Raw genomic sequence first — 13,869 nt, 5'->3', positions numbered from 1 at the left:
GATAACTGAAGCTATTATTTTTGCTAAGTATTCCACTTGTTCACCTCCTTTTCTATAATTCAATTATATCATTATGGTTGCGTGAATGCAACTATATTATAAAATAATTTTGTCTAATTTATGAAAAATAACCAATAAATATTTCCAAATAACAAAAGTATGGTAATATAAGTTACATGTATTTTATAAAAATACATCTCCAAAAAAAGACTTGGCGCGGAAACGTCAGGTCTTTTTTGTTTGTGAGAATTTAATTTCTCACAAAAATCTCACCAATAGATTGAAAGTTGCTTATTAGAGATGAATAGAATGATAGATATAAATAAAAATAGAATAATATTTTTGAGGGGAAATGAGGAGTTGTGAAAAGATATGAATCGGTTTAATTATGGGCGGCATGATGTAATATAGGTGATTAAACCTTGTTATATCAACGTTTACCACTTTGTTAATGAAAACAGAGTCCGAAAAAAAGACCGATATTAATTACTGAGATTTTTTGAGAGGTTTTCCAATTTGTTATTAAACTTTGGAAAACCTCTTTTTATATAATTTTAAGAAATTATTGATATATCATCTAAGTCAAAATTATTGAATTTGTACCCCTTACCAATATCTAAGGTAAAGGAAGTTTTTAGCTTAATCGTTCCGTGACCAGTAAGAGTTTTTGGTTCATTTAGAAAATACGATTCAAATTCATATAAATCTATATGTATAAATAAAGATAAAACTCCATTTATAATGATTGAGTCATCAATTATATCATAATTAGTCACTTCTATAGTATCAAAGGTTATGTCAGTTGTTTCAAATGGCTCCTCTTTATCATCAGAGAATAAATCTTTACTAGTATATCTTTCTAAAAACATTGAACAGCTATTGAATAAACTATTCAAAGCATTTTCTTCTATTAAATCTTGAAGCATATCATAGCGCTCAGTTAAATTTTCATCTTGAATCCAGTTTTGTAGTTCCATTGATTTTTGGATAGTTATTAATTTTTTATTTAAAGAAAAAAATTGTTTAGTGGAATTATATAATTTAAAAGTCTCGGCATCTTTTTTTAAATCGTCATGAAGTTCTCCATTATCCCCTTGAAAATCATGTTTATTATTGGTAATCAAATGACATTCTTCTAATAAATTTTCTTTGGCATAACTTACATATGATAACCATATAATGGCATCTCGAAATTCTTGCTTATTGTTAGAAAAAGGTTTTTCTCTTTTTATAGACCTATTAACCAACTCTGGTAGTAGATCATTGCTGTATCTTACAAGTCTAATGACATTATGGAAAAACATATTGTTATAAAACGATAAAAGCGCATTACAATGTACTTCTACAGATTTATCTATATATAACTGTTCCTCATACTTATTTGCAACTAAGGTCTTTATCTTATTATGTTCTAAGTTAATTGAATGATAAATTTCATTTAATTGTTTCTTATAATTGTTGATTACTTCTTCATATACAACTTCAGACATATATAATTTTATTTCGCCTAACCAAGCTAAATTTACTAAAATGTCATTATGTATACTTTTTAGGAAAGGATCTTTATACAAAATATTTGAATCTAAAAATATATTCATTTAGAAACTCCATTCTATATTAATTGTATTATGGTAATTTATTCATGCTATTTCATTAAAGTTGTAGAGAGTTCATTCATCAATTTACTGAACTTTAGAGAGGATTCTTTTTTTATACTTTTTGTCATGTGTGCATAAATGTCCATTGTTGTTTTTATATCTGCATGTCCTAGCCTTTCTTGTATCTCTTTAATGTGCACATCGGCTTCAATTAACAAAGAGGTGTGAGTGTGCCTGAACGAATGTGGAGTGATTGCTTTTTTTATGTTCGTTTTTTTTAGTAGCCGTTGTAACCTTATTGATATTGCTTTTATAGTTTTTGGATAACCTTCATTAGATGCAAAGATAAAATCATTATCTTGATAAAATGGCTTGTTATCCTTCTTTATTTGATCTTGCTCCTTTTTATACATCTGAAGTATAGTAATTAATAGCTCATCTATCGAAATGGTACGCCTTGATGTTCTAGTTTTTGGAGTTAGCAATTGATATTTTAACTTATTACTAGTTGGATTGTAATAAGTTCTTATAACTCGTAAAGTTTTGTTTTCGAAATCAATATCATTCCATTTTAAAGCAACTAATTCTCCAACCCTCAATCCAGTATATGCTAACATTGTAAAAGCAAGTAAATCACCTTCTAAGCCTTCATTTTTAGTTGCTGTTAAAAATTCCTCTAATTCTTCCTTTTCAAGATACTTTTTGAAAATAGAGTTATCATTTTCGAGATCTTCAACTGTTTCTTTTTTCTTTGGGAGTTTAATGTTCTTAGTTGGTATATCCTTAATCAACTTATTTTCATAAGCATATTGAAAAACCATGTTTGCAGAAGTATGAATACTTGAAACATAATTCGTACTAAATTTATTAGCTAGTTGATCTATACTGTCTTGGTATGCTTTTTTTGTGATCTTCTGAATTGGTACATTACCAAATGCATTTAGAATATGCTTTAAAGCAATTTTCCTAGCCCTTAAGCTACTATCTTTTGCACCTTGTGAATGATAATGTTGTTCCCAATCAATACACAAGTTATTAAATGTAATCTTAGAAGGTTGAATGTATTCACCGTTATGGTATTGTCTTTCAAATAGAGCTGCAGCAAGCTTAGCATCTTTTTGAGTTAAAAAACCTTCTTTACTTTTTCTTATGTCTTTTCCTGTTACCGGATCTGTACCCATATAAACACGGAATCCCCATTTAATTCCTTTTTTAGTTTTCTTTTTGTATATACGTGCCATGTAGTCACCTCTTTACAAAATTATCTATAAACTTAGTAATATTCTGTTTATCCTCTTTAGAAAGAAGTTGATTATCATAATACAAATCTGTATCTATATTTGTTAATTCCAATACATCAATTGTGTAATCATTTATAGAATTAATCTTTCTATTAGCTAGTTCTTTTTCAAATCTTTTTATAGCCGTATAGTCTTTTTCCAAGTCAGAATTCACCTTATTGTTACTCTGTAACTTTTCAAAAAATTGATGGGCATCTCGTATATCATTCTGCAATTTTATCAATTGTATAATATTGATGTTTTCAAGCCGAAGACTCTCAAGGTCTTCTTTTAAATTTTTTATAACCTCTCCACTAAGATGCGATTCCTCTCTCTCAAGTTGCTCTAATTCTTCTGATAACTTTAACTGTTGATGGTAAAAGCTGTTATCAATGTATCCTGCTTTGTACATTAATAGGCTAGGGTTGATGTTTAATCCTTTTGCCAATTTACGAATGATTTCAGGTTTTGGGGCATTCCTTTTACCGTTCTCTATTTGTGAAATATATGAATGTGACAAATCACCTTTTTTTGCCACTTCTTTTAAAGAAAGCTTTTTTTCTTTTCTTAGCTTTTTTAATTCATTTCCAAAATCAGTCATTTCAGACACCACCTATTTATATTACTAATATTATATACATGCAGGTGTTCATTTGCAAACTTCTGTTAAAAACTTTGTAAAAATTGTTGCAAAAGATAACCGTTTTGTTTATAATTTGTTTAACGATTTTTATAGAAAGGTGGTGAAGATATGATAAAAATGGAACTTACGAATAGAGAATTAACTAGAGTATTAATAGCCGAGCAAGGGAAAAATTTAAAAGAATTTGCACAACACATTAATATTTCACAAACTTATTTAACGCAAATATTAAATGGGAATCGCCATCCTTCACCAACAGTTGCTAATAAAATCGCCAAAGGGCTAAATCAACAAATAAAAGATATTTTTACAATAGAAAATTTTACAAATGATAACCGATTGAACAAATTGCAACAAGGGGGTGTAAGAATTGCTGAACGTTCAAATTGACGAAAAAACAGTTAATAAGATGCTAGAAAATGCAATCAATGAACGAGTAGAGGAAATAGCAAAACAAAAATATTTTTTAACTTTTTCGGAGCTATCTAAGTATCTAAATATTAGCAGACCATTAATAGAGGATAGATTGATAAAGAATGGATTAAATTTTTATAGAATAGGGTCTAAATATTTATTCAAACGTGAAGAAGTGGACGAATTTTTAGATTATATGACTGCGAATATGAATATTTATAATAATGATATTAAGCTTTTTGGTAGATTAGAAAGTATCTCTGAAGATAAATAAAGGTGCAAACGTTTATAAAAGAGAAGGTGTAAGAAATGGCGATTCTTACACCTTAAAGAGTAATCTCAAAAATGTATTTATGACTATAATAGCAGATTGCAAAGATTATTCAAAATAGTAAGGGGTGGTGAAAAAGCTGGAACCTAAAATACCAGGAGGATATATTAATATTGCTAGAAAGATTATTGAGAGCAAGATATGGGATAAGCCACCTTTATATACTAAGGTTTGGATTTATTTGCTTACAAAGGCTCAGCATTCACAATTTAAAGGATTAAAGAGAAGTCAACTTTATACATCTATTCCTGAAATAATAGAAGAGTGTAGTTGGTATGTTGGTTTTAGAAAGGAGAAACCCACAAAAGATCAAGTATTTCAAATAATTGATTGGTTGCGAAAGTGTCATGATTCATTTCATGAAACTGACACGAAAGCAACAATGATTACAACAGTGAAAGCAACTCAAGGATTATTAATAACTATTGATAACTACGACTTCTACCAAAACCCTAAGAATTATGAAAGCAATAGTGAAGATAACAATGAAAAGTCAACGAGAGCAACAAGGGAGCAACGAGAACCCGATAATACAAACAAGAATGATAACAATGTTAATAATGACAAGAATATATTATCAATTGTTAACAAGGAAGATGTCGAATCATTAGAAGAAATCGAAAATGATTTTAAAAATATATGTCATGAATATTATACTGATTTTAGTATAGGTAGATGGACAAAAGATCAATGGCTAGTTCTGGTTGATAAATATGTAGATGAAATCATACAGGAAAAAAGATATTTAAAAATTAGGAAAAACAAAAGAAAAGCCTACGTTTATAATTCTATTAAAAATATTGCTCATAAGCATGATAGTAGAAATGGACCGCCAAATAATCAAGTAGATAATATCCTCCATTATGATTATTTAGCTGATGAATAATAGATTTACAATTAACTTTGAGATATGTAGAAAGTTGGTAAACAAATGGTTGGTAGAAAAAGAATAGAGATACAATTTGATGAAAAAAAAGAAAGAGATGTTATTGATTTTCTTGAAAATGAAATAGACAACAAGGCAGGATTTATCAAAACTTTGGTAAGAGATTATGTAAGGTATAAACACTCAATAAATAAAGCAGACTCATTTCAGAATAATATTCAAGAACAACAGGCTGAATTAAAAGAACATAGTGTCAATGACGATACAAGGAAAGTAAGTCAATTTCTTATAGATTTTTTTCATAAATACAGTTGAAAGCTATTCTTAAAATGCATGAAAAAATGAACTCCCAGAAGCATATTACATGTATCTGGGAGTTCAAAAATCACTCGAGTGCCCACTTACATACCATCAATAAATGTTATTCGTGGGTGTTGGGAAAAATCGCCCAACTTTCGTTTGCTCCGCAAATAGCACTTCGTGGAATACAAAGATTAAAATAATCATACGAGAGGGAATAGTAAAATGGGCTATTATCATCTATCGGCTAACATTATATCAAGAGGAAAAGGTCAATCAGCTGTTGCTTCTGCTTCTTATCGTAGTGGTGAAAAATTATGGTGTGAAGATGATCAGGAATATAAAAACTATCGTACAAGAGAAGTTAAACCTGAAACCATGATATTAGCTCCTAAACATGCGCCTAATTTTGTTTATGATCGTGAAAAATTGTGGAATGAAGTAGAGCAAGTTGAAAGTAATATAAATAGTCGTTTATCTAGGGAAATTCGTGTTGCATTACCAAAAGAATTATCCAATGAAAGACAAATAGAATTGGTTAAAAGTTATTCAGAAGAAAACTTTGTTGATCGAGGTATGGTAGCTGATATTGCTATACATAGAGAGAAAAAACATAATCCTCACGCGCATATTATGCTAACGGTTAGACCATTTAATGAAGATGGTTCATGGGGAAAGAAACAAAAGAAAGTATATGTACTAGATGAAAACGGAAACAAAACTAAAACAGAAAACGGAAATATTAAATCAAAAACAATTCAGCTAACTGATTGGGATAAAAAAGAATCGCTACAATCATGGCGTGAAAATTGGGCTGAAAAAGTTAATGAATTTTACAAAGAAGCAGGTGTAAATAATTCTGTTTCGCATGAATCGTATGAAAAACAAGGAATTGATAAATACGCTACTCATAGATTAACTTATGATGAATGGAAAGCTGAACAAGAAGCGCAAATTCAAGCACAAATTAACAGTGAAGAATACGAGCCAGTTACACATATGGGAATGGTCAATTACGACATACGAGAAACCAATAGACTAAAAGATATATTACAAGAACAAATCGTTGATTTAGAGGATTACAAAGAGGAATTAGAAAGAGAAATTGAAGAACAATATATCCCTGATGTTAGAGAAGAATTTCCTCTAACCAATCAACAAGCTGAATCGCTACAATTTGTTGCTAAACGTATTCATGGATATGTGACATATGAAAGTGCTAAAAAGAACATGGAAACTGTGAAAGACTGGGGTAAAGCCATAGATCTAACAGGTAAAAAACTAGGTGTTGAAGCTATCATGTTGGATAAAGCACAAGATGATTATAAAGTTGATCACATAAGGGCTATACGATACGGATTGTCACCAAAAAGATTTGAAGAAGAAAAAGGTCAAAAAATTAGAACTATTAATAGTAAAGTTAATAAGTACGAAAGAGATATTGAAGCATATAAAAAAGCTGATTATTACAGCAATATAGCTTTTGAAGTACAAAAAGAAATCCTCCACAAAGAATTTGGTGAAATTTATCCTCAATACAGCCATATTAAAGAGGATCATAACAAATTAATAAGTGACTTAAAAAATGAATATGTTCAGGATTATCTAAAAACAGGTTATAAACATGAAAGTATAAAAGAATTTGAAGATTCACAGGTAATGAAACACTATACTTCTGAATGGTCAAAGGACATTGATCTGAATAAAAATTTGCAAGAGAATCAACAAAACTTATTAATTGCTAATCGTACTGTTTCTAAATACAGCAAAGAATATAGAGAGATTTATAGGGAAGGAGCAACAAAGGATAAAATATATGATGCCAAATTGAAGCTTGAAGTCGCTAAATATCAGGTAAAAAAAGGAGAGAATCAAAAATACGAATTAGATGGTAGATTGAATAAAACTTTAATCTTTAAGTATCAAAATCAACCTACTGAACTAATTGAAATAATACCTACTAAATTAAAAGGGAAATTACTTGAATTGCAACTTGACGAAAGAGCAACAGGTAAACTTTCTAAGGATCTAAAAACAGTTGAGAAGGATCTTGCTAAAGTAGGGAAAGACATGTCTCATTTGTATGATAAAGAATTTGTAGAAGCAACGCTTAGTGTCGGTAGTGTAGCTAAATTGTTTGGTGACTTAGGTAATGAAGCACAAAAAAATGATAAAAATACAGATGAAATAAAACGTAAAAGTAAGTCTAAGATGAAAGAAAAATCATTACACAAAGAGAATGAGATGGAATTGTAATAAAGGAGAGTTATCAATGAGGAAAAGAGTCGAACCAATCACAGTAGAAGAATTTGAAGAACATTGGAAACATATAAAGTACCAACTGGAGATTGAAGGGTTAAAACCTTCTCAAAAGGACAAAGAAGTCATTAGGAAAGTTCTAACAGGAGAAATGGATATAAGGCACCTTACTGATGGTATATTATAGTCTGCCTGTTATGAGAACCTTTTAATGAAGTTGAGACTTTTTATTTAATAGAATACACTTGAAGGTGCTGAAAACAATTTTTTGGGGAATCACTCATACATTAATTTGGGTTGGACTTTTTCCATATTTCTATTTCTAATAAGGTGATTACCGTCTGATATTCTCGATTCTATCTATTTAAACCTAAATTTGATATATTTGTAATGTATACATAAAGCGAGTTATAAGTACGTGGTTGGTCTAATTTTACTTGTCAAGAGAATGGTTCAAATCTAAGTTAATGCAAGAAATTCTATAATGTTGAATTTTTAGTACAACAAATAGATGATTTATTGAATCAAAATTATATTGGAGGGTTAATGATGAAAGAACAAAACATGCAATCAAAACAAAGATTTTTTAGTGCATTATCTAATGTATTCTTAGGAGAAGTTGGCTCCAAATTAGAGGGAAACTCAGGCTATACAAACTTAATGAAAATAAGAAACCAGTACTTCAATAAAATTAAACCCTTAATCGAACATGAAGTTTCAGAGGAATTTCAAGGACATGAGAATGGTGTAGGCGACTTATATAATAAACTTTACACCTTCTTCGATAGCTATCTAAACGAAACAGGTACACCATTTTATAATAAGACACAATTACATAAGAATTTATACGAAAAGATTTATAGTGATAAAGAAGATACTTCTTTATTCTGGAAAACACAAAAACTTTTCTATGTTAAATCAGAAGCAGTTTTTACTTCAATGGAATTCGATTTAGATGGTGTGAATTTTGAATTTGATGCAAGTGAGATTGAATACCAAAAAAATAATGAGAAGAAAGAAATAGAATTCTTATTAGTGGAAGCAAGTAAAGATAAGTTAAAATTTAAGGTGGAATATAAAGACAATAGTAATTCAAAGTATGAAAGACTGAAGAAATATTTAAACTTGAAGGAACCGAATGATATTAAAGATTATTTATTCAATAATATTAGCAATTTTAATCATCCTAACATTATTATAAATAAAAACGAGCTTAATTTGGAGCATTTTACCTCTAAAACTAGTTTTAGAAAAATAGTGAGAGTTAAAAATATGGATGATGCACTAGAAACAGTGGTCCTTTCTCTTGTCATTAATAGTGTTGAGGATATGGGTAGTTATTTGAACAAAGAAGAAATTACCGTAGACGAAGATTTGATAAAGAAAGCTATAAGAATATACAAAAAACAAAAAGAAGTGGATTATTTTATCCATAAAGATGCATCATCATTTTTAAAAGAACAGTTTAATATATTCATATACGATTATTTATTTAATGAAAAAGAATTAGATACATTGTGGGACAAAGATAGAATCTACGCAATTCAAAAAATAAAAAAAATTGCTTTTAAAATAATCGATTATATTGGTAAATTTGAAAATGAGCTCAAGGCAATCTGGCTAAAACCAAGATTAGTTAAAAGTTGTCACTATGTAATTACTTTAGACCGAATAGATGATGTGAATATTATTAGGAAAATAATTGAATCAGAAGGTTTTGAGAATCAAATAGAAGAGTGGAAATGGTTATATGAACCAGAAATAGATGAAGATACAGGACAAGAATTGAAAGGGGAAATGAAGGAATTTGAATTTGCTTTAGAATTGAATAAAGATGATATTTTAGTAACCAATGAAGATGGTAAGGAAGTCTTAAATGATGTATATAAGTATCTTCCGATAGACACTCGACACTTTGAAGATATCAAATTTGAAATTCTAAGTTGTTTTAGTGAAATTGATAATGAAATAGATGGAGTTCTAATCAAGAGTGAAAATTATCAGGCGCTAAATGATATAGTTTCTAAGGAGAAAGGTGAAATTCAGTTAATTTATATAGACCCACCCTTCAATACCGGTGACGACTTTGATTATAAAGATGAGTATCAAGATAGCACATGGTTAACTATTATGAACGATAGGTTAAATCTAAGTAGTGATTTACTGTCTGATGAAGGTAGTCTTTTCCTACATTTAGGCGAAGATGCATCTTATTACGGAAGGATGTTATTAGATAGAGCATTTGGGAAGGGATCTTATTTAAACAATATAATATGGGCTTATAACCTTATTGGTGGCAATGCTAAAAAATACGAAAGAAATCATGAATACATCACATGGTACGCTGTCAATCCTAACAAATATATTTTTAATAAAGATTTAGTAAGACAACCGTATAGCAAAGACTTTTTAGAATCTTTAAAGGAGAACGAAAAAGGAGAGCTTGTTTATACTAGAGGTTCTGGTAGAGATGGAGAACGATTAAACAGAAAAAAAGAAAGTAAAATTAACCCATTAGGTAAAGCACCATCTGATATATGGGATGATATTGCTTATATGCCACCAGCACCCGAAAGGTTAGGATTCGGTACACAGAAACCCGAGGAATTATTATATAGGGTTATTGCTGGAGCTAGTAATGAAGGAGGAAAAGTGCTTGATTTTTTCTCGGGAAGTGGGACGACTATAAGTGTAGCGCATAAACTGAAAAGGAAATGGATTGGTGTAGAAATGGGAGAACATTTTTATACCAAGATTCTTCCTAGGTTAAAGCGAGTCCTTAAAGGTGATGTGAGGACTAAGGTCTCTAAGAAAGTAGATTGGCAAGGTGGAGGATTTTTTAAGTATTATGAGTTAGAGCAGTATGAAGATATCTTGAAGAAGTCTAAGTATATTTATAGTGATAATAATATCTCTAATATCTTTTACGATAGTGAAAAGTTATTAGATGCTATTAATATAGAAGAAGACAAAGTCACAGTTGTGTTAAAAAACATTTATAATGATGTTGATATTGCTGAAACCATTTCCAATCTCTCTGGCAAAAAAATAAAGAGCTTAACTGAGGAAAGAGTAACATTCACAGATAATACCGAAGTAGAATTAGGTTCATTAGAGTGGGAAAGTAATAAATTTTTAAGACCTCTTATTTGGTGGGGTGAAAAAGATGATTAATAAACCCGTATTACTTGAAAAATATGTTAAAGGTTATCTGAATTCGAAGATTGATTTAACTGACTATGGTTTAGACCTAGAAAGATTTGATAATGAAAGAAATTTATATGATTATCAAAAAGACGCACTGCAAAATATTACTCGTTTATTGATCAATTATTTTAGTGATGACGGCAAAAGTGAGCTATTGAATTATTATAATATTGAATTGGAAGATGAACTTAAACAAGATTTTTCATTTACAAATGAAAATAGCCATTTTGATTTGCTCAAAGGTTACTATAGTGAAGAGAATGGAGAAATTTCTTATAAGAATTTCTTGAATCGTGCTTCGTTTTGGATGGCTACTGGTTCAGGTAAAACTTTGATAATTGTAAAGTTAATCGAATTGTTATATGAACTTATGAGTCAAAAGGTAATTCCTGAAAAAAAAGTGTTAGTTGTAACACCTAATGATGATATTTTTAAACAAATTAATGACCACGTTCATAAATTTAATGAAACTAATTTCAGATATGCAAATATTCAATTTAGGAATATTAGGCAGTACGAAAAAAGGGAGTTTGCGGGAATTAATCCTCTTCAACCTGACTCATTGACTGTTTATCATACAAGGTCAACTGTTTTATCAAACGAAAATAAAGAAAACATGATTGACTTTTCTTCATATATTGAAAGTGATGGCTGGTATATTATTTTGGACGAGGCGCATAAAGGCAAAGATGATGAAAGTTTGAGGAAACAGTATCTAAATATTCTCTCTCGAAATGGATTTATGTTCAATTTTTCTGCAACCTTCGTAGACAACTTAGATGTTGTGTCAACTATTTCAAACTTTAATTTATCTGAATTTATAAAGGCTGGTTATGGAAAAAATATTAAGGTTCTTGATGATGAATTTAGAAATTTTAAAGCTAAAAACAAACAAGAACTTAATGATAATTTAAGTGATTCCGAAAAAAGAGAAATAATATTGAAATCTTTAATAGTATATACTTCAATTAAAAAACAGTGTAGAAAAATCAAAGAAATTGATACGAGCTTATATCATAATCCCTTGATGTTAACGATATCTAATGAAATTAATACTAATAACGCTGATATGAAAATCTACTTTAAATATCTTTCAGAGATAGCTGCAAGTCCAATAAGTGAAGATGTATTAAAAATGGTAAAGAATTCAATAATAAACAACCTAGAAGATAATTTACAATATACTGTTGGTGAAGAGAATTTAGATAGTGAATTTAAAAGCTCTATTTCCAACGTAACCTATCAAGATATTTTAAGTAATGTATATAATTCTGATACACCTGGTAGAATTGAAGTTTACCAAATAGGTTCAAATAATAATGAATTATCTTTTCGACTAAAATCATCTATTAATTCAGTACCATTTGCTATCATAAAAGCTTCTGATGTTTATAAATGGAGAAACAATATCTTGGAAGATTATTTATTTAATGAGGACATTGTTGTTGATAAAAGTAGGTTTAAAGATATTCACAAAAAGAACAACGAAATAAATATATTGATGGGTTCTAGGCAGTTCATTGAAGGTTGGGATAGTAATAGACCAAATGTAATTAATTTCATAAATATGGGTACAAATGATGAAAATACAAAATTAATTTTACAGGCAATTGGTCGAGGGGTAAGGGTTGAGCCAATACCTAATGTGCGTACAAGATTTAAATTAACTGATGAGAGTATTACTGAATTTAATAAAGACGAAAGAAGTAGTATAATAAATTATGGTGAATTGCTCGAGACGCTATTTGTATTCGCTACAAACAAACAAGTTGTATCTAACATTATTAAAGAATTAAACATCCAAGATGATAATTGGAATGTTATAAAAGGAATTCAAAGAACTAATATTAAGGAGAAATTACAAGTCCCTGTTTATAGAGAGTTAAATTACAACAATAAAGACTTTAGAATTAGTAAAGTTGATTTTAATAAAGTAAATCAACTTGTTAATAATACCCCTGATAAGTTATTAATAGTAAGAGATGATTTTAGATATGAAACTATCAAGGGGATAAAAAATGGCGAAAAAATAGAAGTTGTTGATGAAAAACCCACAAGCAAAAAACCTAAAGAAGTATTAAGAAACATAGAAAAGCATAGAAATATGAAAACCAAAGAATTAGTTGGGTTTAGAATTGAAGCGCCACAAATAGATATAAAACATTACAAGCATTTTCAAACAACTTATTCAGATGAAGACTTGTTTAAATTAGAAGAATATATTAGAAATAGTATTTCTCAATACATGAAAAGAGACTTTACGTCGGAACAACAGGAATTTGTAAATGATTTGATTACCATTTATCAAGATGGAAGAGAGCCTGGTACTGCTCTTATGAACATGGCTAAAGATATGGGCATATACGAGGATGATCTTCTGAATTTGATGAATGAGAATGAATTAGAAGAAAAATATGGGTTAGAATTAAAGAATATACAATCTCATTATTACAAACCTATGATTATTTCCAATAGCAATAAATTTAAGTATTCAATAAAAGAGAATAGCGAAATTGATTTCGTTAAAAACTTGGAAGAATATTTGAAAGCTGACAATTCAAAAACTCATGAATTTGATTGGTGGTATTTTTCTAAGTTGAATGAATCTACTGATGAAATTTACATTCCTTACTATGATACTGAAAAGCAGTTATTCAGGAATTTCTATCCAGACTTTATTTTTTGGTTAAAAATAGACAATCAATACTTTTTGAAATTTGTTGACCCTAAAGGCTTAAGGCTAAGTCCACAAAATGCTATTGATAAGGTTAGAGGATTTGAAGAAGTATTTAATGACGATAATATACAAGATGATTCCGAAGTGAACGTTGAATTGCTATACTACTATCCAAGTGATTCTGGTAATCCAAAGTTAGAGGAATATCGATTCTATGATATAAGTAAGATATTTGATTATTGAATTGGATTTCTTATATTAAAAAGGAGATGAA

11 protein-coding genes are annotated in these 13,869 nt (G+C 29.3%); 8 read left to right on the top strand and 3 right to left on the bottom strand.

Translation table 11 applies throughout. The annotated features are described in order from the left end of the window. Positions 1 to 554 precede the first annotated feature (554 nt). From DES48_RS13660 to DES48_RS13650, 3 genes are read right to left on the bottom strand one after another with little or no spacing between them, the layout of a single operon-like run. The gene (locus DES48_RS13660; protein ID WP_113869935.1) at positions 555 to 1,598 is read right to left on the bottom strand and encodes a PIN domain-containing protein; all 1,044 of its coding nucleotides are present in this window, start codon (positions 1,596 to 1,598) and stop codon (positions 555 to 557) included. Between the two features lie 47 nt (positions 1,599 to 1,645). After that, a complete protein-coding gene (locus tag DES48_RS13655) occupies positions 1,646 to 2,839 on the bottom strand; it encodes a site-specific integrase (RefSeq protein ID WP_113869934.1) in 1,194 nt (397 codons plus the stop codon). 4 nt (positions 2,840 to 2,843) lie between these two features. Beyond that, positions 2,844 to 3,479, bottom strand: a complete 636-nt coding sequence (locus DES48_RS13650; RefSeq protein WP_113869933.1) for a helix-turn-helix domain-containing protein — start codon at positions 3,477 to 3,479, stop codon at positions 2,844 to 2,846. A gap of 150 nt (positions 3,480 to 3,629) precedes the next feature. Here DES48_RS13650 and DES48_RS13645 point away from each other — a divergent pair, with 150 nt between their 5' ends. The 8 genes from DES48_RS13645 (at position 3,630) to DES48_RS13615 (ending at position 13,838) form a co-directional block, all read left to right on the top strand. Further along, complete coding sequence (locus DES48_RS13645; protein WP_113869932.1) at positions 3,630 to 3,911, top strand: helix-turn-helix domain-containing protein; 282 nt, start codon at positions 3,630 to 3,632, stop codon at positions 3,909 to 3,911. Continuing rightward, the gene (locus DES48_RS13640; RefSeq protein ID WP_113869931.1) at positions 3,892 to 4,209 is read left to right on the top strand and encodes an excisionase family DNA-binding protein; all 318 of its coding nucleotides are present in this window, start codon (positions 3,892 to 3,894) and stop codon (positions 4,207 to 4,209) included. Before DES48_RS13645 ends, DES48_RS13640 begins: the two co-directional genes overlap by 20 nt. Before the next feature lie 127 nt (positions 4,210 to 4,336). Then, complete coding sequence (locus DES48_RS13635) at positions 4,337 to 5,152, top strand: hypothetical protein (RefSeq protein ID WP_113869930.1); 816 nt, start codon at positions 4,337 to 4,339, stop codon at positions 5,150 to 5,152. Positions 5,153 to 5,197: 45 nt separating this feature from the next. Further along, the gene (locus tag DES48_RS13630) at positions 5,198 to 5,467 is read left to right on the top strand and encodes a hypothetical protein (protein ID WP_113869929.1); all 270 of its coding nucleotides are present in this window, start codon (positions 5,198 to 5,200) and stop codon (positions 5,465 to 5,467) included. Positions 5,468 to 5,677: 210 nt separating this feature from the next. Further along, the gene (mobQ, locus tag DES48_RS13625) at positions 5,678 to 7,708 is read left to right on the top strand and encodes a MobQ family relaxase (RefSeq protein ID WP_113869928.1); all 2,031 of its coding nucleotides are present in this window, start codon (positions 5,678 to 5,680) and stop codon (positions 7,706 to 7,708) included. A gap of 16 nt (positions 7,709 to 7,724) precedes the next feature. Then, on the top strand, positions 7,725 to 7,898 hold the full coding sequence (locus DES48_RS15960; protein WP_170126225.1) for a hypothetical protein: 174 nt from the start codon (positions 7,725 to 7,727) through the stop codon (positions 7,896 to 7,898). A gap of 362 nt (positions 7,899 to 8,260) precedes the next feature. Beyond that, positions 8,261 to 10,885: a DNA methyltransferase gene (locus DES48_RS13620; protein WP_170126224.1), complete on the top strand. Its 2,625-nt coding sequence runs from the start codon at positions 8,261 to 8,263 to the stop codon at positions 10,883 to 10,885. Next, positions 10,878 to 13,838 carry a DEAD/DEAH box helicase family protein gene (locus tag DES48_RS13615; RefSeq protein WP_113869926.1) on the top strand — a complete coding sequence of 987 codons (2,961 nt, stop codon included), beginning with the start codon at positions 10,878 to 10,880 and terminating at the stop codon, positions 13,836 to 13,838. The genes DES48_RS13620 and DES48_RS13615 overlap by 8 nt, the downstream gene beginning before the upstream one ends. The last annotated feature ends 31 nt before the right edge of the window (positions 13,839 to 13,869 follow it).

This window comes from Paraliobacillus ryukyuensis, from assembly GCF_003315295.1.
GTDB lineage: Bacteria > Bacillota > Bacilli > Bacillales > Amphibacillaceae > Paraliobacillus > Paraliobacillus ryukyuensis.
Note: the sequence above shows the minus strand (reverse complement) of the source record. Positions and strands in the feature narration are given on the sequence as shown.